The sequence below is a fragment of the Brevundimonas sp. genome (assembly GCF_019636155.1).
In the GTDB taxonomy this organism is placed as follows: Bacteria; Pseudomonadota; Alphaproteobacteria; order Caulobacterales; family Caulobacteraceae; genus Brevundimonas.
In genome coordinates this window covers 71,737-94,888 of record NZ_JAHBYB010000009.1, presented here as the reverse complement: position 1 = coordinate 94,888, position 23,152 = coordinate 71,737, and the positions used below count along the sequence as shown (strand labels likewise).

15 protein-coding genes are annotated in these 23,152 nt (G+C 68.8%); 9 read left to right on the top strand and 6 right to left on the bottom strand.

Annotated elements, in window-relative coordinates; all coding sequences use genetic code 11:
• The first annotated feature begins 120 nt into the window (after positions 1–120).
• The 5 genes from wecB to KF910_RS10950 all read left to right on the top strand — a co-directional run bounded on the left by wecB (position 121) and on the right by KF910_RS10950 (position 10,514).
• A complete protein-coding gene (wecB, locus tag KF910_RS10970) occupies positions 121–1,245 on the top strand; it encodes a non-hydrolyzing UDP-N-acetylglucosamine 2-epimerase (protein WP_292262586.1) in 1,125 nt (374 codons plus the stop codon).
• Between the two features lie 4 nt (positions 1,246–1,249).
• A complete protein-coding gene (locus tag KF910_RS10965; protein ID WP_292262575.1) occupies positions 1,250–3,565 on the top strand; it encodes a glycosyl transferase family protein in 2,316 nt (771 codons plus the stop codon).
• A gap of 10 nt (positions 3,566–3,575) precedes the next feature.
• Positions 3,576–5,039, top strand: coding sequence for an NfrA family protein (locus KF910_RS10960; RefSeq protein ID WP_292262570.1), 1,464 nt, complete (start codon positions 3,576–3,578; stop codon positions 5,037–5,039).
• Between the two features lie 78 nt (positions 5,040–5,117).
• Positions 5,118–7,454, top strand: coding sequence for a GH92 family glycosyl hydrolase (locus KF910_RS10955; protein ID WP_292262562.1), 2,337 nt, complete (start codon positions 5,118–5,120; stop codon positions 7,452–7,454).
• A 1,119-nt stretch (positions 7,455–8,573) separates the two neighbouring features.
• Positions 8,574–10,514, top strand: a complete 1,941-nt coding sequence (locus KF910_RS10950) for a peptide MFS transporter (RefSeq protein ID WP_292262554.1) — start codon at positions 8,574–8,576, stop codon at positions 10,512–10,514.
• Positions 10,515–10,662: 148 nt separating this feature from the next.
• Here the strand turns inward: KF910_RS10950 and KF910_RS10945 are convergent, their stop codons facing one another.
• Both KF910_RS10945 and KF910_RS10940 read right to left on the bottom strand, forming a co-directional pair.
• Positions 10,663–12,714, bottom strand: a complete 2,052-nt coding sequence (locus KF910_RS10945; protein ID WP_292262550.1) for a TonB-dependent receptor plug domain-containing protein — start codon at positions 12,712–12,714, stop codon at positions 10,663–10,665.
• 90 nt (positions 12,715–12,804) lie between these two features.
• Positions 12,805–14,853: a TonB-dependent receptor plug domain-containing protein gene (locus KF910_RS10940; protein WP_292262545.1), complete on the bottom strand. Its 2,049-nt coding sequence runs from the start codon at positions 14,851–14,853 to the stop codon at positions 12,805–12,807.
• Between the two features lie 152 nt (positions 14,854–15,005).
• On the opposite strand from KF910_RS10940, the gene KF910_RS10935 reads away from it, so the two are divergent.
• Positions 15,006–15,968 (top strand): TraB/GumN family protein, encoded by a 963-nt coding sequence (locus tag KF910_RS10935; RefSeq protein WP_292262542.1) that lies wholly within the window; start codon positions 15,006–15,008, stop codon positions 15,966–15,968.
• Positions 15,969–15,973: 5 nt separating this feature from the next.
• On the opposite strand, the gene tldD is transcribed toward KF910_RS10935, so the two are convergent.
• Genes tldD through KF910_RS10915 form a run of 4 tightly spaced genes read right to left on the bottom strand, consistent with a single transcriptional unit; the run spans position 15,974 to position 19,161 of the window.
• Positions 15,974–17,404 (bottom strand): metalloprotease TldD, encoded by a 1,431-nt coding sequence (gene tldD / locus KF910_RS10930; protein WP_292262532.1) that lies wholly within the window; start codon positions 17,402–17,404, stop codon positions 15,974–15,976.
• 52 nt (positions 17,405–17,456) lie between these two features.
• Positions 17,457–18,236, bottom strand: a complete 780-nt coding sequence (locus tag KF910_RS10925) for a GIN domain-containing protein (protein WP_292262508.1) — start codon at positions 18,234–18,236, stop codon at positions 17,457–17,459.
• The gene (locus KF910_RS10920) at positions 18,233–18,814 is read right to left on the bottom strand and encodes a DUF1700 domain-containing protein (RefSeq protein WP_292262485.1); all 582 of its coding nucleotides are present in this window, start codon (positions 18,812–18,814) and stop codon (positions 18,233–18,235) included. Before KF910_RS10920 ends, KF910_RS10925 begins: the two co-directional genes overlap by 4 nt.
• Positions 18,814–19,161, bottom strand: a complete 348-nt coding sequence (locus KF910_RS10915; protein WP_292262480.1) for a PadR family transcriptional regulator — start codon at positions 19,159–19,161, stop codon at positions 18,814–18,816. Before KF910_RS10915 ends, KF910_RS10920 begins: the two co-directional genes overlap by 1 nt.
• Positions 19,162–19,411: 250 nt before the next feature.
• Between KF910_RS10915 and coxB the strand changes: the two genes are divergently transcribed.
• The 3 genes from coxB to KF910_RS10900 all read left to right on the top strand — a co-directional run bounded on the left by coxB (position 19,412) and on the right by KF910_RS10900 (position 23,150).
• Entirely contained in the window at positions 19,412–20,404 is a 993-nt protein-coding gene (gene coxB, locus KF910_RS10910; protein WP_416354702.1) for a cytochrome c oxidase subunit II, read from the top strand.
• An 18-nt stretch (positions 20,405–20,422) separates the two neighbouring features.
• A complete protein-coding gene (gene ctaD / locus KF910_RS10905) occupies positions 20,423–22,075 on the top strand; it encodes a cytochrome c oxidase subunit I (protein ID WP_292262456.1) in 1,653 nt (550 codons plus the stop codon).
• 97 nt (positions 22,076–22,172) lie between these two features.
• Positions 22,173–23,150 carry a heme o synthase gene (locus KF910_RS10900; protein WP_292262450.1) on the top strand — a complete coding sequence of 326 codons (978 nt, stop codon included), beginning with the start codon at positions 22,173–22,175 and terminating at the stop codon, positions 23,148–23,150.
• The last annotated feature ends 2 nt before the right edge of the window (positions 23,151–23,152 follow it).

The following is a 23,152-nucleotide window of genomic DNA, read 5'->3' as shown; positions in this document are numbered from 1 at the left end:
TAGGCGTGGCGTAGTGGCGTATGTGAACGACAGACAACAGGCCTGTCAGGTTTGGTTGGATCAGGCTCTGCCATTGGCCGCCTCGTGGACCCGCGTCGGGTCCGGAAACGGGGGGCGGCCATGAGGATCGCACTAGTCGCGGGCACCAGGCCCGAGGTCATCAAACTGGCGCCGCTGCACGCGGCCCTGGCCGCGCATCGGCGATTCCAGCCGGTCTGGATCTCCACCGAACAGCAGGGCGAGCTGAACGCCCGCGCCCTGGAGGATCTGGGCATCCGTCCGGACGTGCGCCTGGCCCCGCCGTCACCCGAACGGTCGGTGGGCGGCCGGTTCGCCCAGATCATGGATCGGCTGGACGAGGCCTTCGCCCGGATCGAGCCGGACCTGGTCCTGGTCCAGGGCGACACCTCCAGCACCGGGGCCGGGGCCATGGCGGGCTTTGCCCGTCGCATTCCGGTCGGCCATGTCGAGGCGGGCCTGCGGACCTTCGACCTGGACCGGCCCTTCCCCGAGGAGGCCTGGCGCTGCGTCGTCGGCCAGCTGGCCATGGTGCATTTCGCCCCGACCCAGGCGGCGGCCCGCAACCTGGCGCGGGCGGGCGTGCCCGCCGACCGCATCCATATCACCGGCAACACCGGTATCGACAGCGCCCGCATCGCCGGCGACGGGGTGACGCCCGAGCCCCTGGCGCCCGGCCTGCGGCGGATTCTGGTGACCCTGCATCGCCGCGAGAACTGGGAGACGGGGCTGGAAGGCGTGCTGCGCGCCCTCGTCGCCGTGCGCGACGCCCTGGACGATATCGAGATCGTGTTCGTCGCCCACGCGAATCCGATGCTTAGGACGCGGGTCGACGCCTATCTTGCGGGCCAGCCTCGCATCCGGATCACCGACCCCTTGGACTACCCCGCCTTCCTCGCCCAGCTGAAAAGCGCCAGCCTGGTCCTGTCGGACTCCGGCGGAGTGCAGGAAGAGGCGCCCGTGTTCGGCGCCCCGGTCCTGGTGCTGCGCGAAAGCACCGAGCGGATGGAGGCGGTCGAGGCGGGCGTCGCGCGCCTGGTCGGCGTCGATCCGGACGCCATCGTGCGCGAGACCCTGGCCCTCATGAGCAACGAGCCGCTGCGGATGGAGATGGTGCGGGCGGTCAGTCCGTTCGGCGACGGTCACGCCGCGACGCGCATCGCCGACATCCTGGAAACGGTCCTGCTTCCGGCCCGCGACGCGGCCACTATCCGGGCGGCGGTCTGACGCCATGATCGACGCGGGGGTGGGCGAGCTTCAGTCGGTTCTGGCCGAGGCCGGCGCGTGGTTCGCCGTTCACCGGCCGGACGGCGATCAGGTGCGGAACGGGCTGCTGGACTACTGGAGCCTGCTGCAGGTCGCGGTGATGGTCTCGGCGGTGCTGATCCTGGTCTCGTCGATCGACGACATGTTCATCGACCTGGCCTTCTGGGTCCGGCGCATCGTCCGCTTCTTCACCTTCTGGGATCGGCCGCCGAGACAGGCCTGGCTGGATCGTCATCCGCAAAAGCGGATCGCCATCATGGTGCCCGCCTGGCAGGAGGCGGATGTCATCGCCAACATGGTGGCCAACACCTTCAAGACCTTCGACTACCAGTCGTTCCACCTGTTCGTCGGGGTCTACGCCAACGACGCCGACACCCGGCGCGAGGTCGACAAGGTGCGCCGCCTGTTCCCGAACGTGCACCGGGCCGAGGTCCCGCACGACGGCCCGACCTCCAAGGCCGACTGCCTGAACTGGATCGTCCAGAACATCCTGCTGCACGAACAGAAGACGGGCGAGATGTTCGACGTCTATCTGATGCACGACGCCGAGGACGTGGTGCACCCCTATGGGCTGAAGACGATCAACTGGTTCATCGACGAAGCGGCCATGATCCAGATGCCGGTCCTGTCGATGGACCGCAAATGGACCAAGATGGTCGCCTGCCACTACATGGACGAGTTCGCCGAGTTCCACACCAAGGACCTGCCCGTCCGGTCGGCCCTGTCGGGGATGACGCCGTCGGCGGGCGTGGCCACCGCCTTCCACCGCGAGGCCATGACCGCCCTGGTGCGCGAAAAGAACGGCCAGCCGTTCAACACCGACAGCCTGACCGAAGACTATGACGTCGCCCATCGCCTCAGCGCCCTGGGCTACCATTCCGAATTCGTGCGCTATCACGCCCGCATCCTGCGCACCCGCAAGGCCTGGTTCCGCAAGGGCGAGGTGATCTATCGCCGCCGTGAACTGGTGGCGACCAAGGAGTTCTTCCCCGACAAATTCGCCACCAGCGTGCGCCAGAAGGCGCGCTGGATGCTGGGCATATCCCTGATGGGCTGGCAGCAGCTGGGCTGGTTCGGAAGTCCGATCAACCGCTATTACCTGTATCGGGACCGCAAGGCCCTGTTCACGGCCCCGACCGGCATGTTCGGCTATGTCATCGTGGCCCAGGTGCTGGGCATGTGGGGCTTCGAGGCGCTCTGGCCCCAGGCGGTCGAACTGCCGCCGATCATCGACCGGCCCTGGGTGTGGACGGTGGTGATGCTGAACTTCCTGTTCCTGGTGAACCGCATCCTGCATCGCCTTTGGTTCACCTTCAGCAACCACGGGCTGAAGCACACGCCGCTGGCGCCGGTGCGGATCGTGGTGTCGAACCTGATCTCGTTCGGGGCGTTCTGGCGGGCCATGCGGCAGTATCTGACCCATCTGATCACGCGCCGCCCGATCGCCTGGGACAAGACCCAGCACGCCTATCCCTCGCTGGACGAGCTTCAGCAGGGCGCGGGTCGCCTGGGCGACACCCTGCGCTTCTGGAACCATGTGTCCGAGGCCGACCTGACCCGCGCGCTGGAGACGCAGAAGGTCCATTATCGCCCGCTGGGCCTGATGCTGCTGGACCTGGGGGCGGTCGAGGACGAGTATCTGGCCGAGGCCTTCGCCGAGCGGGGCGAGACCTATGCCTCCATGTTCGATCCGTTCCGGATCGCGCCCGAGGTGCTGGACCTGCTGACCCCCCAGGAGGCGGCGACCTATGGGGCCGTGCCCTTGCGGCGCACCAACGGCTCGGTCGACATCGCCCTGGCCGAGCCCCTTCCGACGCCGCAGCGTATCGAGCTGGAACGCATCCTGGGTCGGCGCGGCGTCAAGAACGCCCGCTTCCTGTTCGCCCCGCTCAGCGACATCGCCTTCGCCGTCCGTTTCGCCTGGGAGCCGGAGGCCTTCGCCCAGGTGCGCGAACAGACCGCCCGCCTGCGCGCCTCGGGCGTGATGGACGCCTCGCAGGAGGCGATGCTGTGGCGCAGCGTGCGGGCCGGCTACGCCCGCCTGGGCGACCTTCTGGTGCGCGAAGGCGCCATCAGCCACGCCGACCTTCAGTCGGCCCTGGCCGCGTCTCGCGCCCGCGGCCAACCCCTGGCCGAAACCCTGATCGACATGGGCCTGGCCCCGCGTGAGCGGGTCGAGGCCGCCCTGAAGGCCCAGAAGAGCGCCGCCTGGGTCAACCAGGCCCTGCTGGACGCCCTGAAATCCCCCGCCGCTGAGCCGGAACCGGCCCCGCATGTGTGAGACCCCCGCCATGACCTTTCGTTCCGCCCGCCTGATCGGCGCCGCCGTCGCCGCCCTGGCCCTGCCGGCCATGATCCCCGCCACGGCCCTGGCCCAGGACCCCGCCGCCGTCCAGGCGGCCCAGGACGGTTATGACCGGCTGAACCGAGGCGATACGACCGGCGCGGCCCAGTCGGCGGCGCGCGCCGTCACCCTGGCGCCCGACAGCCTGGACTACCGTCTGCTGTGGGCCGACGCCCTGCTGCGCGGCGGCCGCCATGCGGAGGCGCTGGACGCCCTGGCGCCGGTGTCCGGCGTGCGCGACTATCGCGTGCAGAGCCGCATCGCCGAGGCCGCGACCGGGGCGGGCCGCACCGACCAGGCCGCCCGCGCCTTCGCCCTGGCCGGCGAGCTGGCGCCCGAGGCCGGCGCCCGCGCCTATGCCGCCCGCGCCGAGGTGCAGGCCCTGCTCCAGGCCGGACGCCGGGACGAAGCCGCCCGCGCCTTCGACGCCGCCTGGGCCTTGGGCGTCCTGCCGGCGGACGATCCGGCCAACGCCGCCATGCTGGCCGTCGCGGTCGGCGACGACGCCCGCGCCCTGGACGCCTTCGCCCGGGCCGAGGCCCGCGCCCCGCTGACCGGCGCCACCGCCCTGGACGCCGCCTATACGGCCAAGCGGGCCGGACGCGACGCCGACGCCGTGCGCTGGTTCCGCCAGGGGCTGAACAGCTTGCCCAGCAACGATCACCTCAGCCCCCAGCGGCGCCACGAGATCGGCCGCGAGATCGAGACCCTGGAACGGCGCGGCGGCTTCAACGCCACCCTCGAACACGGCCCCGTCTCGACCCTGTCGTCCGGCGGCGGCGGCGAGGACGTGACCCAGGCGGGCGCCGAGGCCTATTGGCGGGTCGGCGGCTATCGCAACGGGCGGCCGCTGGACGTCTTCGTCCGCGCCTATGGTACGCTGGACGCCCCCGCCGGCTATGCGACCGGCGGCGACAGCGTCCAGGGCTGGGTCGGGGCGCGGTGGAAGCCCTTCGCGGCGACCAATCTGGTGCTGGAGGCCAGCCGCATGGTCGCCATCGGCGACGCGGCCCGCGACGACACCATGCTGCGCGCCGCCTGGTCGGCCGAGGCGGGCGGCGACCTGCGCTACGACGCCGACAGCTGGACGTCGTGGCGCCTGTATGGCGACCTCGCCCACATGATCGACGCGGACCAGACCCTGGGCGTGCTGGACGGCCAGGTCGGCCGTACATGGCGCGCCGGGTCGCGCGACCTGTTCACCCTGGGCCTGGGCGCCACCGTCTGGCACGACAGCGCGCTTGCTGACGACACCTCGGTCGGCGCCGGGCCGCGCCTCAACTGGCGCCGCTGGTTCAACGCCCGCGAAGGCGCCGCGCCCGGCTCCTATATCGACCTGGGCCTGGGCTATGACGCCGACATTTCGGGCGATCGCGGCGGGCTGAAGGTCCGGCTGTCCCTGGTTTACTGAGCCGGGGCGTCGAACAGGGGCTGACGCTCCATCCCCCTTCCGCCTATGGTCGCGCCGGACCATCAAGGGGGAATCGCGATGTTCAGAACCGCCATCGTATCGGTGCTGGTCGGCGTCATGGGGCTGGCGGGCGCCGCCCATGCCCAGACCCAGGCCCAGGTGTCGCCGTTCGACGCCGTCGATCCCTTCATCGGCACGGCGGGCAAGGGCCACACCTTCCCCGGCGCCGTGGCCCCCTTCGGCATGGTGCAGCTGAGCCCCGACACCGACATCCGGCCGTTCCGCCAGTCCTATGACTGGGCCTCGGGCTATCGCCACGACGATCCGACCATACTGGGCTTCTCCCACACCCATTTCTCGGGCTCGGGCCATTCCGATCTGGGCGATGTCCTTCTGACCCCCCTGTCGGGCGAGGTGAAGTGGGAGCCGGGCGAGGCCGACCAGCCGGGCTCGGGCTATCGATCCCGCTTCGACAAGGCGACCGAGACGGCCGAGCCGGGATATTACGCCGTCGATCTGACCGACTCCGGCGTCCGGGCCGAGCTGACGGCCGGGGTGCGGGTGGGCCTGCATCGCTACAGCTTCCCGTCGGGCCAGCCGGCCCATGTGCTGCTGGATTTCCGCCGCTCCATCTATGACTATCCGGGCAAGGTGCTGTGGTCGCGCATCCGGGTGCGGGACGACGGGACCATCACCGGCTTCCGCGAGACGCGCGGCTGGGCCCCGGCGCGCCAGCTGTATTTCGCCATCCGCTTCTCCCAGCCGATGACCGGCCACGCCATTCGCAACACCGAGACGGACATCCCCTACAACGGCTTCCGCCAGCCGGGCCGCACGCCCGAGGAGAAGCAGGTTCTGGAAGGCCGGGCGCTGGAGGCGGCGTTCGACTTCGGCCCCCTGGACGGACCGCTGCTGGTGAAGGTGGCCATCTCGACCGTCGATGAGGAAGGGGCGATCCGCAACCTGGACAGCGAGGGCGGCGACTTCGACTTCGACGGCCAGCGCGCCGCCACCCGCACCGCCTGGGAACAGGCCCTGGGCGCCATCGACATCGAGGCGTCAGAGGATATGCGCACCAGCCTCTACACCGCCCTCTATCACGCCCTGATCGCGCCCAGCGTCTCGGGCGACGCCGACGGCCGCTATCGCGGGCCGGACAACCAGGTGCACCGGGCCGAGGGCTTCACCTTTCACTCCTCCTTCTCGCTGTGGGACACCTTCCGGGCCGAGCATCCGCTGCTGACCCTGGTCCAGCCCGAGCGCCGCAACGCCGACATGATCAACTCCCTGCTGGCCTCGCAACGGCACAGCCCGCACGGCATCCTGCCGGTCTGGTCCTTCGCCGGGCAGGAGACCTGGACCATGATCGGCTATCACGCCGTGCCGGTGATCGCCGACGCCTGGATGAAGGGCATCCGCGGCTTCGACGGCGAGGCCGCCCTGGACGCCATGATCGCCAGCGCGACCTACCGGCCCTACGGCGGACTGGGCGACTATATCGACCTGGGCTACGCCGCCATCGACCGCGAGCCCGAGGCGGCGTCCAAGACCGTCGAATACGCCTATGACGACTGGACCATCGCCCGCATGGCCCGCGACCTGGGCCGGGCCGACGTGGCCGCGACCTTCGAGCGGCGGGCCGGCTTCTGGCGCAACACCTTCGATCCGGTCACCGGCTTCGTGCGCGCCCGCAAGAGCGACGGAACCTTCCGCGAGCCGTTCGATCCGGTGGCGATCAACTACGGCTCGGACTACACCGAGGGCAACGCCTGGCAGTATTCCTGGTTCGCGCCCCAGGACCTGGGCGGCCTGGTCTCGGCCATGGGAGGCGACGCCGCCACGGTGGCCAAGCTGGACGCCATGTTCGACTACGACAACACGGGGCTGGACTATTCCCACGCCGAGGACATCGCCGGCCTGATCGGCCAGTATATCCACGGCAACGAGCCCAGCCACCACACGGCCTATATGTATGTCTACGCGGGCCAGCCCTGGCGCACCCAGGAGCGGCTGAAACAGATCGTCGACAGCCAGTACAGGACCACCCCCGACGGCCTGGCCGGCAATGACGACCTGGGCCAGATGTCGGCCTGGCTGATGTTCACCGCCATGGGCTTCTATCCCGTCACGCCGGGGTCGAACGAATATGTCATCGGCCGGCCCTTCGTGGACCGCACGACCCTGAACCTGCCCAACGGCCGCCGCTTCACCATCCGGGCCGAGGGGCTGTCGGACGACCATCCCTACGTCGGCTCGGTGACCCTGAACGGCCGGCCTCTGAACCGGTCGGTGGTGACCCACGACCAGATCCTGGCCGGGGGCGAACTGACCTTCGTCATGAGCGCCGAACCGAACCGCGCCTGGGCCACAGACGCAGGCTCGCGCCCCTTCTCGATGACGCCTTATGGGCAATAGACACCTTCCCAGATCCTCCCCCCCGTTTACGGGGGAGGGGGGCCACGGAGGGGTGGAGGGTGCGACCTCACACCCCGACCTTCGACCTCACACACTCCTCCCTCTCCCATAGGGAGAGGGCTTGAACGCCCAAGAGCCCGTCAGGGCGATTGGACTTGCGTGAAAGGGTGAGGGGTTTCGCTCTCACCGGGCGGGCGCCGTAACCCCTCACCCTTTCGGCTATGCGCATCGCTTCGCTCTGCGAGCCTCAAGCCCTCTCCCTCTGGGAGAAGGTCAGGAACGCCAACTGCGCGCGTCAGGAAACCCATCTCCTTGGTCTCACTCATCAATCCCCGCCGCCAGCCCCCTCCCACACGCCTGGGCTGAGAACGGCCCTATACTCCCCTGGTCCCGTCGCATGGGGAGGCCGCGAGGCCAGCGACTTCGCGGCGGCGGGAGCGGAGGAAGCGGGGCTGTGCGTGTCACTCACACGCACGGGCCTGCGGTCGTCGGATCGGACAGTCATTGGCGACGGGTCCGGCGATCGAGGGAGGGCCGAGGGGGTTACTCTGGCCGTTCCGGGACCGGGTCGTTGGCCCGGCCCGCCCGCCGCGGGCCACCGGGAGTAGCCGAAAAGATCGGCGCCCGCCCCGAGCTCGTGGAAACCCTCCGTGCGGAGCGTCAGACCTCTCGCCGAACACGGCACTCATACATCCCCGCCGGGCGATGGCCCGACGCTCCGCCGCCTTCCCATCACTTCGCAGCATCCGCTGGCGGAGGCGTCGCCAATTCTTCCTTCTCCCCTTGTGGGAGAAGGTGGCCCGCGTCAGCGGGTCGGATGAGGGGTCTCTCCGGCCCGTGCCATTGGCCTTCTGACGACGGACAGGCCCGTGCGACCCCTCATCCGTCAGGCTTCGCCTGCCACCTTCTCCCACAAGGGGAGAAGGACATGCTCGGCTCCCGGCCCGCCACGGGCAGGGCGTTCGCGGGCGCGGCGCTGCCGGATCACCAACGGTTACGACTTGTAAAGCCTGTCGCCCGGTGGTCTTCTCGCGCCGATCGCCGGGGGAGGCGGATGCGCTGCGGGCCCGTTCAGGCTCTGGTCGCTGTTAGGGCCCGGCACATGCGAAAAGGCATCGAATGAATATCGTCATCTTGCTGGGGGTGATCGTCACCCTGGTGACAGGCTTCCCTGTCCTGATGCAGATCCTGAAGAACCATCCCAAGGGTCTGATCACCTGTTTCTTCGCCGAGATGTGGGAGCGGTTCTCCTTCTACGGCATGCGCGGCCTGCTGATCTTCTATCTGACGCAGCATTTCCTCTTCGACGACGGCTTCGCCACCGGCCAGTACGGGACCTACGGGTCTCTGGTCTATCTGCTGCCCCTGATCGGGGGCATCGTGGCGGACCGCTATATCGGCACGCGCAAGGCGATCGTCTTCGGCGCCATCCTGCTGGTCATGGGCCACGGCCTGATGGCCTATGAAGGCGGCGGCGCGCGTCAGAGCCTGGACTATCAGGGTCAGGCCTATGAGATCGTGGTCGAAGGCCGCGGCGACGCCCGTCACGCCCAGGTGGTGATCGACGGCCAACCCTATGATTACGCCCGCGAAGACGGGGTCTTCACCATCGTCGACCTGCCGGCCACGGCCAGTGTGCCGGCGACCCTGCCGCAGGGCTCCTTCACCCTGGAGACCCATCAGGACCGGACGGCCGTCAACATCTTCTACCTGGCCCTGTCCCTGATCATCATGGGGGTCGGCTTCCTCAAGCCGAACATCTCGACCCTGGTCGGGCAACTGTATCCCCAGGGCGACCCGCGTCGGGATTCCGGCTTCACCCTCTATTACTACGGCATCAACCTGGGTTCGTTCTGGGCCGCGGTCCTGTGCGGCTTCCTGGGCCAGACCTATGGCTGGGGCTGGGGCTTCGGCCTGGCCGGCCTGGGGATGCTGGCGGGGTTGATCGTCTTCGTCCTCGGCAAGAAGCTGCTGCAGGGCAAGGGCGAGAGCCCCAACCCCGAACTGATGCGCCGCCCGATCGTGGGGCCGATCAACCGCGAATGGCTGATCTACATCCTCGGCTTCGTCGGGGTCGGCCTGCTGTGGTTCGTGGTGCCCAACCATTCTCTGGTCGGGATCGGCCTGCTGATCTCGACGGTAGCGGCCCTGGGCTTCGTCACCTGGTTCATCGTCTTCAAATGCGACCGTGTGGCGCGTGAGCGGATGATGCTGGCCATGGTGCTGGTGTTCGGTTCGGTGATCTTCTTCACCCTGTTCGAACAGGCCGGTTCGTCGCTGAACCTGTTCGCCGAACGCAACGTCGACCTGGCCATCACCAGCCAGGCCTACACCCTGTTCGGCATGCCTGTGGGCTCGCCCGCCCAGGTGGCCGCCGCCGGTCTGGACACCTCCAACTGGTGGGGCTGGATCAACACCTCCCTGACCGCGTCCCAGACCCAGTCGTTCAACGCGGGCTTCATCCTGATCTTCGCGCCGATCTTCGCCGCCCTGTGGGCCTTCCTGGGCGAGCGCCGGATCGATCCGAACCCGGTGGTCAAATTCGGCCTGGGCATCATCCAGGTCGGGCTGGGCTTCCTGGTCATCGTCTGGGGCGTGAAGTCCGGCATGGTGGACGAGGCCTTCCGAACCCCCCTGGTGCTGCTGGCCATCCTGTATCTGCTGCACACGACCGGCGAGCTGTTCCTGTCGCCGGTGGGCCTGTCGGAGATCACCAAATTGTCGGTTCCGGCCATCGTCTCCTTCATGATGGCGGTCTGGTTCATGGCCTCGGCCATCGCCCACTATGTCGGCGGCATGATCGCCGGCCTGGCGGGCGCCGAGACCGTGGGCGGCCAGGTGACCGATCCGGGCGCGGCCCTGCAGACGTCCATGGACGTCTTCAACCGGCTGGGCTGGTGGGGCGTCGGCATCGGCCTGGGCTTCATCGTGGCCAGCTTCTTCATCGCCAAATGGTCGAACGGGGTGAACGACCCGAACAATCATCCCGGCCCGGCCGTCACCGACGGCGGCCGCGAGGACGGCAATGTGGCTCGGCCGGCGGACTCCACCGCCGGCTGACCCCCAAGCCTGAAACCAGGGAGGCGGCGTCCGTGCGGACGCCGCCTCTTTTTTTGGCCCTACCGTTCGCCGCGCGGCGGCTCTCTGCCTGAGGGCATTGCTTGCCCTATGCTCGCGACGCGGTCGCTCGCGGCTTGAGGGCGGAGGGTCAGAGCGTTTTGCGGAACTGCAGCCAGAACCAGGGATAGGAGCTGGTCTCCTGGACCTCGTGGAACGACAGGGGCGCGGTGTCGCGGTTTCCGGCATAGACCCAGCGTTCACGGCCCAGGATGCGCGGATCGGCGTTGCCGACCTCCAGCCGCACGGTCAGGTCCGGGCGCGGCTTCCACTGGCCATAGACCATGATGAAGGCGGTCTTGTCGGTGCGGCGCAGTTCGCGGGTCCGATAGTTATAGCCCGCATCCCGGTCGCAGCCGTGGTCGAAGCCATAGCTCCACCGGCCGCCGCGCAGATCCTGGTTGAAGGCGACGCCGCAGCCGAAGCCGTCATTGCCCGGAAACGCCACCGTCTCGCCGGTGACGGGGTCGGTGATCTCCGAATGGCTCCAGGTCGCGCGGGCCTGGAAGCGCGCATTGGGCACGCCCAGCCGGTCCAGCGGCAGGGTCAGCTTGACCTGGCCCTGGTCCATGGTTCCGTCGCCGATGTTGCCGACCGCGTCGAAGCCGCCGACCAGGGGGATGATGCCGACGAAATCCTTGATCTCGACATGGGCGGCCAGCAGTTCCAGCACCGCCTCGTTCCAGAAGCGGCGCTCATAGACGATCTCGAAGGCGTCGGTCTTGTCGGGGACCAGGTCGGGATTGCCCGCCGTCACCTGGCCCAGGTCGACCTCGGAGGAGGCGACGAAGTCGCCGAAATCCAGCTGGCCCACCTGGCGTTCGTAGCTGAGGCGCAGCTGGTGGCCCGCCCCGGGGGTCCAGGTCAGCTGCACCCGGGGCTTGGGATAGACGAAGGATTTGGACCGGTCGCTGTCGCCGGACTGGCTGATCTCCGACACCTCGACCCGCAGGCCGGCCTCGATCGTCAGATTGTCGCGGGGCCGCCAGGTCGCCTGACCGAAGGCCTCGGCGCGCAACTCTTCGACCTTGACCGAGGCCGAGGGCAGGGCGATGAAGACGCCGTTCTCGGCATAGGTGGTGGTGCTGTCCAGCACGTTGTAGGCGACCTCGCCCCCGCCTTCGAACGCCCAGCGGTCGTTGGCGCGGAATCGGGTCAGGGCCCGGACGATGCTCTCGCCCTCGGTCTCGTCGGCGGTGAAGACCGACTGGAAGCCGCCACGGGTGAAGACGCTCCTGTCCTCTCCGGTCGAAGACCGTTGCAGCCCGGTCAGCTCCAGTTCGGTGCGCGGCCCCAGGCGGCGGCTCCAGCTGATCCCGATCTCGCCGTTCAGCCCTTCGGAGAACTGGTCGCTGCGCTCGTCCTCGCCCGCGCCGGACAGGATGGTCAGGGACTGGCCGTTCTCGGAGTTGTTGTAGCTCAGCATGCCGTTCAGCCGCAGTCGGCCTCCCGCCAGGGGCTGCTGCAGGGCGCCCGAGCCGCTGACGTTCTGGAACAGGTCGTTCAGGTCCAGACGCGCGTCCTGGATCAGGGCGCCGGCCGGATCATAGCGCCGCCGGAAACCGTCGCCGACCAGATCGACCCGCTTGTCGCTGGTGGCGCTGAAGGCGAACTCGCGGCTGGTTTCGCCTTCGCGGCGCGTGTACTGGCCGCGGATCAGCGGACCGATATATCCGTCCGGATAGAGATAGGGGCTGATCTCCACCACCCGCTCGACCGACGCGGTGCGGTGCAGCACCACATTGGCGATCACCGGCCGCCCCTGCATGTCGATGCCCGGCGCCCCGCCGCGGATCAGTTCGATGCGGGCGACCGACGAGGCCGAGATGCGGCGCAGATAGGATTCCAGGCCTTCGGACTTGATGGCCGGCCGCTGACCGTCGACCAGGACATTGCCGCCGGCGCCGGCATAGCCGCGCGTGCTGCTGTCGCCGGACTCCAGCGAAAAACCGGGCAGACGGTTCAGCATGTCCAGCACCGTGTTCGGCGCCGCCTCGGCGAAGAAGGCGGGCTCGAACGCCAGGACCCCGCGCCCATCGGCCGATGGCGGGGGCGCGGCCGGCGCCGACTGGGCCAGGACGGGCGAGGCCGCCAGGCTGAGGGCAAGGGCCAGGCCGCTGACGCTGCACAATGCGGTTTTCATGGAAATCCCCCTTCGTCCTCCGCCATGCCGGTTCCGGTCGGGCGAGGCCAGTTACATCGCGGTAAAGAAGCAGGTCGGCGGAGGGCGATCTCAGAAGGTCTTGCGCAGCTGGAAGCTCCAGAAGGTGCGCGGGTCGGTGGTGCGGGTCTCGATATAGGCGATCGGCCGCGTGTTCCTGTCGGCGTAGGCCGTGCGGACGGCGACGAAATCATCCCAGTCGGTGAACTGGGCCCGCAGCGACAGGGTCGGCGAGGGCTTGTATTCGACATAGGCCTGGAAATAGTCGCTGCCGGCGCGCCAGCGGCTGGTGAAGTCGGGGTTGTAGGTGCTCTGGCCGATGCGGGTCAGGACGTTGACGCCCCACTGGATCTTCCAGCTGGCGATGTCCTGGCTGACCCCGAAATTCGGCTGGCTTTCTCGCAGGTTGGAGACGCTGCGCTTCTGGCCCGTGGTCGGGTCGGTGACCTCGGTGTCGATCCAGTTGTTGCGGAAGGTGAAGCGCCCGCCCTTGAACCCGAAACGGTCCGCCGGGACCACCAGATTGACCGACAGCTGCTCGAACGTCCCGTCGCCGATGTTGCCGACGGCCGAATAGCCGTTCGCCAGGGGGATGACGTCGATATAGTCGCTGACGGCGTCGCGGCGGTAGCCGATCGAGAAGATCCCTTCGCCCCAGAAGCGGCGCTCATAGGTGACCTCTCCGACCCAGCGCGATTCCGGCTCGAGATCGACATTGCCGCCGAAGACGGTGTCGTCGCCCAGTTCGGCCGAGGCGGCGAAGTCGCCGAAGTCCAGCTGGCCCACCTCGCGCTCGACGCGCAGGCGCAGCTGGTGGTTGGGGATGGGCGTCCAGGTGGCCTGGAAACGCGGCTTGGCGAAGAAGAAGCTCTTTTCCTGGCTGGCGTCGCCGGACTGGCTGATTTCGGACGCCTCCAGCCGCACCCCGCCTTCCAGCACCAGATGTTCGGTCGGACGCCAGGTGCCGCGGCCGAACACCTCGCCGCGCGTCTCTGCCACCTTGACCGTGGCCGAGGGCAGGGGGATGGGCGCGCCGTTGACCGTGAAGTCCTGTTCGACGTCCAGCATGTTGTAGGCGACCTCGCCCCCCGTCTCGAGCGTCAGGGACGGCGACCGCTCCCAGCGCAGCAGGCCGCGCAGGATGGTCTCGGACTCGACCCCCTCGGCCGTGAAGGTCTGGTCGTCGCTGCGGATCGGGCCGATGTGGCCGCGCGAGTTCGAGACGCTCTCGAAATCCGCGAAGGTGTGGATGAAGCGGCCTTCCATCGTCACCCCCTGGCCCATCGGCCGGGTGTAGACGACGCCCAGTTCGGCGTTGAGGTTCTCGTCGTTGGTCTCGCTGTAGCGCAGCAGGTCCGGCGCCTTCTGTTCGGTCACCCCATGCCAGTCGCCGCGCCCGACCCGGCCGGTCAGGTCGATCTTGCCGCCGGCCAGGGGCCCGGAATAGTTGCCGCGCACGCCCTGGCTGCCGCCATAGGCTTCGGTGCGCAGGGCCTCGTCGCGCAGGATGTTTCCGTCGGCGTCGGTCCGCACCACCCGGCCGATGCCGTTGCCGTCGCTCATGCTGATGCCGTCGCTGAGGAAGACGCCCCAGGTGCGGTCGCCGTTGCGGGCGCTGAACTGATAGCTGCCGCCGAACAGGTCCCGGCCGCCGTTGAACAGGTGGTTGTTCAGCTGCAGCACCGACTGGCGGGTGTTCTGGACCTTCAGGATCACGTTCACCACGACCGAGAAGCCCTGCATGTCGATGCCCGGCGCGCCGCCGCGGATCAGTTCGATGCGCTCCACATCCGCGGCCTGGGTCCGCGACAGGACCGAGGAGCCGGTGTCGTTCTTGGACGCGGGACGGGCGCCGTTGATCAGGATGTTGCCCACGGCGCCTTCGAAGCCCCGGCTGCCGTCGCCGTCCACGACCGAGAAGCCGGGCACCCGGTTGACCATGTCCAGGGCGGTGTTGGGCCTCTGGTCGGCGAAGAAGTCGGGCCGGAACACCAAGACGCCGCTCTGGCCCGCGTCGGCGCTTGGGGCGGGGGCCGGTTGCTGGGCGGCGGCGGGATGGGCGATGGCGGCGAAGGCCAGGGCGGCGACGGCCCCGGCTGTGACGGTGCGGACGGTGTTCATTTGGTCTCCCCTTGTGGCCACGAGGAGAGGCGGGCCGGCTGGCCAAGTCTCGTTACAAGTCAGTTAGTTGGATTAAATTTCAGTCAGATGCTGAGCGTTTTGTAATGTCACGCCCGGCGCGCGCCCGATTTGTTCCTGTTATCAGGCGGGTGATGAGGATCCTGCCGAGCGCCAAACCTGTCTTCGGTTTAATCCTGGCCCTGCTGACGGCGCTCCCCACCGCGACCCTGGTCCAGGAGCCGACGACGGCGGTGGACGAGGTGATCGTCACGGCCCGCCGCTCGGGCGCGCCGATGTGGGAGATCACGCGCGGCGATTCGACCCTGCTGCTGGTCGGCGAACTGGTCGGAGCGCCGGACGACCTGGACTGGCGGCCCGATACGCTGGAGGCCGCCACCGGCCAGGCGCAGCGCGTGATGACCGCGCCGGTCGGACGGGTGTCGGGCGGCGACATCCTGCGGCTGATCTGGCGCATCCGCACCATCGGCTCCCTGCCCGAAGGTGTCAGCCACGCCGACTATCTGGGCGTCGAGGATTTTGCCCGGCTGGAGGCGGTGATGGCTTCCGAGCGGAACCCGGCCTGGCGACGCAGCAGTCCGGTCATGCTGAGCTTCGACCTGCTGAAGGACCGGGCCGGTTATCGGCGCGGCGACCGGCTGGCGGGGGATGCGGTGCGGCGCGCGGCGCGCAGGGCCCGCATCCCGTCGCAATCCATCGGCTTCGTGCGCGGGGACGAACTGATCGAATCCCTGATCGCCCAGCCGCCGGCCGAATACGCCCCCTGCGTCCGCGCCGCCATCGCGGCTGCCGAGGTCGGGCCGGACGGTTTTCGCGCGCGGGCCGAAGCCTGGCGTCGCTGGCGCGTGGCCGAGGTGACGGCCTCGCCGCTGGACCGGGCCCTGTTCCAGTGCTGGCCCTATGGCGACCCGGCGATCGGGCCGCAGTTGAACGGCCTCTGGGTCCAGGCGATCGACGGCGCCCTGAACGAGACGGGCGTCACCCTGGCGGTGGCGCCGCTGCGGCTGCTGGCGGAACCGGGCGGGGTGCTGGATCGGCTGGAGGCCGCCGGTTTTCGGATCGACGGCCCCCAATGGAAGGCGCCGCCCGAGGATTGAGGGCGTCAGACCGCCGTGCCGCCCACGGTCAGGCCGCCGATCTTCAGGGACGGCTGGCCGATGCCGACCGGCACGCCCTGGCCCGCCTTGCCGCACACCCCGACGCCCGGATCGAAGGCGAAGTCGTCGCCGATCATGCTGATGTTGGTCAGGGCCGTGGCCCCGTCGCCGATCAGGGTGGCGCCGCGCACCGGGGCGGTGATCCGCCCGTCCTCGATCAGATAGGCCTCGGTGCACTGGAAGACGAATTTGCCGTTGGTGATGTCCACCTGGCCGCCGCCGAAATTGGCGGCGTAGAGACCGCGTTTTGTGCTGGCGATCATGTCGGCCCGGCTGTCGCGGCCGCCTTCCATGAATGTGTTGGTCATGCGCGGCATGGGCATGTGGGCGAACGACTGGCGTCGCCCGTTGCCGGTGGCCGCGGCGCCCAGCTGGCGGGCGCTCAGCCGGTCGTGCATCAGCCCGACCATGATGCCGTCCTCGATCAGGACGGTGCGGCCCGTGGGCGTGCCCTCGTCGTCGATGGTCAGCGAGCCGCGACGCCCGGCGATGGAGCCGTCATCGACCACGGTGACGCCCGGCGCGGCCACCCGCTGGCCCATCTTGCCGCTGAAGACCGAACTGCCCTTGCGGTGGAAATCGCCCTCGAAGCCGTGGCCGACCGCTTCGTGCAGCAGCACGCCGGGCCAGCCGGCGCCCAGGACCACGTCCATCTCTCCGGCCGGACAGTCGACGGCGTCCAGATTGATCAGCGCCTGGCGCAGGGCCTCGTCGATCTGGCCCTGCCAGCGGTCCGGCGCGATCCAGGTCTCGAAGCCCGCGCGGCCGCCGGCGCCGGCCGAGGCCGACTCGCGTCGGCCGTCCTTCTCCACCGTGACCGAGACGTTCAGCCGCACCAGGGGGCGCACGTCCTGCACCCGCCGCCCATCGGCGCGCAGGATCTCGATGGCCCGCCGCTCGCCCACCAGGGAGGCCGAGACCTGAACCACCCGCGGGTCACGCGCGCGCGCCCAGGCGTCCATTTCCGACAGCAGGGCGATCTTGTCGGCGAAGGCGGGCGCCGCCAGCGGATCGACCGCGTCATACAATTTCTGGTTGGTGGCGCGCGGCGCCTCGGCGGTGACGCCCGCATGGCCGGCCTTGGCCAGGGCGGCGGCCTCGGCCGCGCGCTGCATGGCGGCCACCGAGATTTCATTTGCGTGGGCGTAGCCGGCGGTCTCGCCCGCCACCACGCGCAGGCCGAAGCCCTCGACCGCGTCATAGGCGGCGCTCTTCAGCCGGCCGTCGTCGAAGACCAGGCTCTCGCTCTCGGTCTTCTCCAGGAACAGTTCGCCATCGTCGGCGCCGGCCAGGGCGCCGTGCAGGATCGACAGGGCGTCGTCGGGCGCGACGCCGGCGGTTTCCAGGATGGGGGGCGGGGAGACGGACACGGTCATCCCGTCCAGATAGGGGCTCGCGCCGCCCGCGTCACCCGCCCCGCGTCCCGTCTCAGAAGGATTCGTTGATCGCGCCCGAGCCGCTGATGGAGCGGGTGACGCTGGCCGGACGCCGGGTCAGGTCGACATCACCCGATCCGGAGATGCTGATGTCCGCGCGGCCGGTGGGGCCGACCTTGGCCCCGCCCGATCCGGCGATGTCGATCTCGGCGTCGACCAGGGCCAGGTTCGACAGGTCCGCCGTGCCCGATCCGCTGATCGACAGGTCCAGCCGCCGCGCCTTGCCGGCGCCGGTGACTTCCGCCGAGCCGGAGATGTCGATCTCCATGGTGTCCTGATCGTAGTTGCGGATGTCCAGCTCGCCCGAGCCGTTGACGGCGAACCGGCGCACGGCCGGGGCCGTCACGGTGATGCGGATCATTTCGGTGTCCGCCCAGGCCTCGAACCCGTCGCGGCGCAGGCCGAAGGTGACGCGGTCGGCTCCGTCCTTCAGGAAGATGCGGCCGCCCTCGACCCCGACCCGGTCGATGATGTCCTGGGGGCCGGAGATGACGACGCCGGCCTGATCGCCCTGGATGAAGGCCACCTTCAGGGCGTTGTCGATCGTGAGGGCGTCCTGGCCGGTCCAGGCCAGGTTGCGGGTGGCCTGGGGGCCGGGCTGGGCCGCGCCGTTGACGCGCTGGAAGCGGATGTGGTCGCCGTCGCCTTCCTGGATGGTCCAGGCCCAGCCGTTGCGGGCCAGGTCGCGCCCGCCCAGGGCGGCGGCGCCGGCCATGCAGGCCAGGCACAGCACCAGGGCGGCGCCGGTGATGATGAGCAGGGTGCGGGTCATGCCGTCTCTCCAGCGGCTTGGGGCTCAAGGGCCGGCTTCAGCAGCCGGTAGTGAAGGCGGGCGAACCAGATCAGGCCGTTGACCAGCCACACCGTGACCAGGGTGGTCAGGGCGCCGGCGGCGGTGGCCCCGGCCATCAGCCCCAGTCCGCCCAGGACGGCGGCCGCGGCCCCGCCGGGGAAGGCGGCGAAGGGGCCGACCACGAAGATGATCCCGCCGCCGATGAAGACGCCGATCACGGCGATGAAGACCCCGAACAGGGCGCCCAGCACCCCCATCAGCAGCGGCAGCAGGATCAGGATGTCGATGGCTCCCAGGCCCAGGACGGCGAAGACGGCGGCCGCCGCGGCCGAGGGGTTGCGCTCCTGGCTCCAGCGCTGGGCCGTGGATTCGGCGCGCAGTTCACGCGCCAGGCGGTCGGGATCGCCCAGGGCCGCGGCCACCTCGGCCTCGGACCGGCCGGCCTGGGCGCCGTCCTCGAAATGGGCCTCGTAGTCGGCGGCGATCTCGGCGGCGGCGGCGGTCGGCAGGCCGACCAGTCCGCGCTTCAGTCGCGACAGGAATTCGGCGCGCGTCATCAGGCGTCTCCCGTTTGGGCGGCGTCGGCGTCGGAAACGACGGCGTCGACGGCGCGGGTGAAGGATGTCCATTCCGCCGCCTGGGCGTCCATTGCGGCGCGTCCGGCGGCGGTCAGGCGATAGTATTTGCGCGACGGCCCCGCCGATGATTCGACCAGATAGGTCTCGACCAGGCCGTCGGACTGCATCCGCCGCATCAGCGGATAGATGGTGCCCTCGCCCATGCCGATGGCGTCGGACAGACGGCTGGCGATCTCGTAGGCGTAGCTGTCGGCGCGGGCCAGAAGGGCCAGGACGCAAAGGCCCAGCACGCCCTTCTTCAGCTGGATGTCTATGGTTTCGGGCACCTCGGTTCTCCTGTGCTCGAAGGGTGAGTATCGCACGATACCATGTGATGCAAGGTAGCTGTCGTTACATGAATGCGATTTAATCCGGCGCCATTCCGTCGCAAGGCGGCCCCCTCGCTTGGCAAGCGCCCGGCGATCCGATAGGGACCGGCCCATGACGCGGCGGCCAGGGGCTCTCCGCGCCCTCTTGCGATTCATTCGCAAAGGGCCGTCGCAGAACGACTTTTTATAAGGAACGTCTCGAATGGGGATGGGCATGCGAGCCAAGGGGCTGCTCGGAGGCGCGACCGCCTCGGCCCTGGCGGTGTTCGCCGCCGCGCCGACCTGGGCGCAGGAACTGGTGGGTCAGCCGACGCCGGGGGGGCTTGGGCTGCAGCCCGCCGCTTCGCCGTTGAAGGTCGAGGCGCACATGTTCCACGACGTGATCCTGATGCCGATCATCACGATCATCACCTTGCTGGTCCTGGGCCTGCTGCTGTGGATCGTGTTCCGCTACAACAAGCGCACCAATCCGACGCCCGCGCGCTGGAGCCACAACACGGTCATCGAGATCATCTGGACCGTGGTGCCGGTGCTGGTCCTGGTCTTCATCTCCCTGTTCTCGTTCCGGCTGCTGTTCGCCTATCACGACATGCCGGACCCGGACGTGACGGTGAAGGTCACGGGCAACCAGTGGAACTGGGCCTATGAATATCCGGACCAGGGCGTCGCCGAATACATCTCGAACATGGTGCCCGAGACGGAACTGGCCGAACGCGGCCTGCCGCACAGCCTGTATCGCCTGGCCGCCGACGAACCGATGGTGGTGCCGGTCGGCAAGACCGTCCGCCTGCTGATCACCGCTTCGGACGTGATCCACGCCGTCGCCATGCCGGCCTTCGGCCTGAAGACCGACGCCGTGCCCGGCCGGGTCAACGAAACCTGGTTCCGCGCCGACCGCGTCGGCTCCTTCTACGGCCAGTGCTCGGAACTGTGCGGCGTCGACCACGCCTTCATGCCGCTGCAGATCAATGTCGTCACCGAGGCCGAGTTCGCCGCCTGGGTCGCCTCCAAGGGCGGCTCCGTGACCCCGGCCACGGCCGAACAGGCGCTGGGCGGCACGGCCGCTCAGGTCGCCGCCGGCACGACCGGCGCCCCGGTCCTGGCCGACGGCCAGGCCGGCGCGATCCCCACCGCCCAGACGGCGACCACGCCGACTGCCCCTTCTTCCGCTCCGGCCGCGCCCGCGGCCGAAGCCCGCTGATCCGCGAGAGCCCCGATCATGGCCACCGCAACCCAAGACCTCGACCACGCCCATGACCACAAGCCGGGTTTCTTCACCCGCTGGTTCATGTCGACCAACCACAAGGATATCGGCATCCTGTATCTGGGCTTCGCGATCTTCGCGGCCCTGATCGGCGGCGCCCTGTCCGGCCTGATCCGCTGGGAACTGGCCGAGCCGGGCATCCAGCTGTTCCGTGAAGGCAGCTTCATCCAGCAGCTGGGCCTGATCGACGCCAGCAAGCACGGCTATAACGTCACGGTCTCGGCCCACGCCCTGATCATGGTGTTCTTCGTCGTCATGCCGGCGACCATGGGCGGCTTCGCCAACTATTTCGTGCCGATCATGATCGGGGCGCCGGACATGGCCTTCCCGCGCATGAACAACATCTCCTTCTGGCTGCTGGTGGCGGGCTTCGTCCTGTTGTGCCTGTCGATGTTCGTCGACGGCGGGCCGGGCCGGGGCTTCGGCGGCGGCTGGACGGTCTATCCGCCGCTATCGACCATGGGCCACACCGGCCCGGCGATGGACCTGGTGATCTTCTCGCTGCACGTGGCGGGCGCCAGCTCGATCCTGGGTTCGATCAACTTCATCACCACCATCTTCAACATGCGCGCGCCGGGCATGACCCTGCACCGCATGCCGCTGTTCGCCTGGGGCGTGCTGGTCACCGCCTTCCTGCTGCTGCTGTCGCTGCCGGTCCTGGCCGGCGCCATCACCATGCTGCTGACCGACCGCAACTTCGGCACCAGCTTCTTCGATCCGTCGGGCGGTGGCGACCCGGTGATGTTCCAGCACCTGTTCTGGTTCTTCGGCCACCCCGAAGTCTACATCATGATCCTGCCGGGCTTCGGCATCATCAGCCATATCGTCTCGACCTTCTCGAAGAAGCCGATCTTCGGCTATCTGGCCATGGCCTACGCCATGGTGGCCATCGGCTTCATTGGCTTCATCGTCTGGGCGCACCACATGTACACGGTGGGCATGCCGGTCGAGCTGCGCGCCTATTTCGTGGCCGCGACCATGATCATCGCCGTGCCGACCGGGGTGAAGATCTTCAGCTGGATCGCCACCATGTGGGGCGGCTCGATCACTTTCAAGACGCCGATGCTGTGGGCGATGGGCTTCATCTTCCTGTTCACCCTTGGCGGGGTGACGGGCGTGGTCCTGTCGAACGCCGGCATCGACTACAGCCTGCACGACACCTATTACGTCGTGGCCCACTTCCACTATGTGCTGTCGCTGGGCGCCATCTTCTCGATCTTCGCCGGGTTCTATTACTGGTACGAGAAGATGTTCGGCGTGAAATACAATGAGTTCCTGGGGGCGCTGCACTTCTGGATCATGTTCATCGGCGTGAACCTGATCTTCTTCCCGCAGCATTTCCTGGGCCTGCAGGGCATGCCGCGTCGCTATGTCGACTATCCGGACGCCTACACCTACTGGAACCACGTCTCCTCGATCGGCTACGCCGTGACCCTGGTGGGGGTGGTGGTCTTCCTGGTCATGCTGGTGGAATCGGCGGTCCGCCGCCGCAAGGCCGAGGCCAATCCCTGGGGCGAAGGCGCCACGACGCTGGAATGGACCCTGTCCTCGCCGCCGCCGCATCACCAGTTCAACGAACTGCCGGTGGTCAAGGCCGACGAGCACTGAACCCCCGGCGTCAGCCGGGTCCGGGGGCCGCCCTTCCAGTCCGGAGGGGCGGCCTTCGCCTTTTCAACGCGCCGCAAAGGCGTAAACAGCGAACGCGATGACCGAAGCGCCCGCCCATCCCGAGCTGTCGACGGCCCAGCCGCAGGACTATGTCCAGCTGCTGAAGCCGCGCGTCATGTCGCTGGTGATCTTCACCGCCGTGACCGGCCTGGTCGTGGCGCCGGGCGACATCCATCCGCTGTCGGCGATCCTGGCCATACTGTGCATCGCCGTGGGCGCCGGCGCCGCCGGGGCCCTGAACATGGCCCTGGAGGGCGAGACCGACGCCCTGATGCGCCGCACCCGCGGCCGCCCCGTCGCCGCCGGCCGGGTGCGAAAGGGCGACGCCATGGCCTATGGGGTGGTGCTGGCGGCCTTCTCGGTCATGCTGCTGGGCATGGCGTCCAACTGGCTGGCCGCCGGCCTTCTGGCCCTGACCATCGTCTATTACGCCGTCTTCTACACCCTGATGCTGAAGCGGCGGACGCCCCAGAACATCGTCATCGGCGGGGCGGCGGGCGCCTTTCCGCCGGTCATCGGCTGGGCCGCCGTCACCGGCGATGCGCCGTGGCAGGCCTGGCTGCTGTTCCTGATCATCTTCCTGTGGACCCCGCCGCACAGCTGGGCCCTGGCCCTGTATTCGGCCGGCGACTACGCCCGGGCCGGGATCCCGATGATGCCGGTGGCGCGCGGCGCGCGGTCCACCCGGCTGCAGATCCTGATCTACAGCCTGCTGTTCGTGCCGGTGGCCGTGGCCCCCGCCTTCACCAGCCTGGGCGGCCTGCTGTATGGCGTCGTGGCGGTGACCGGCGGGCTGATCTTCCTGGGCCTGGCGGTGCGGGTCTGGCGCTCGCGCGCCGGGGACCAGCCGGACAAGGCCGAGGCGGTGGGGCGAGAGGCCGCATTGTATGATGTCCGCGCCGAGGCCAAACCGGCCCGCAACCTGTTCGCCTTCTCCATCCTGTATCTGATGGCCCTGTTCGCCGCCCTGCTTGTCGAGCAGCTGCCGGGCCTGCCGCCTTCCCTGGGACTGTAAGC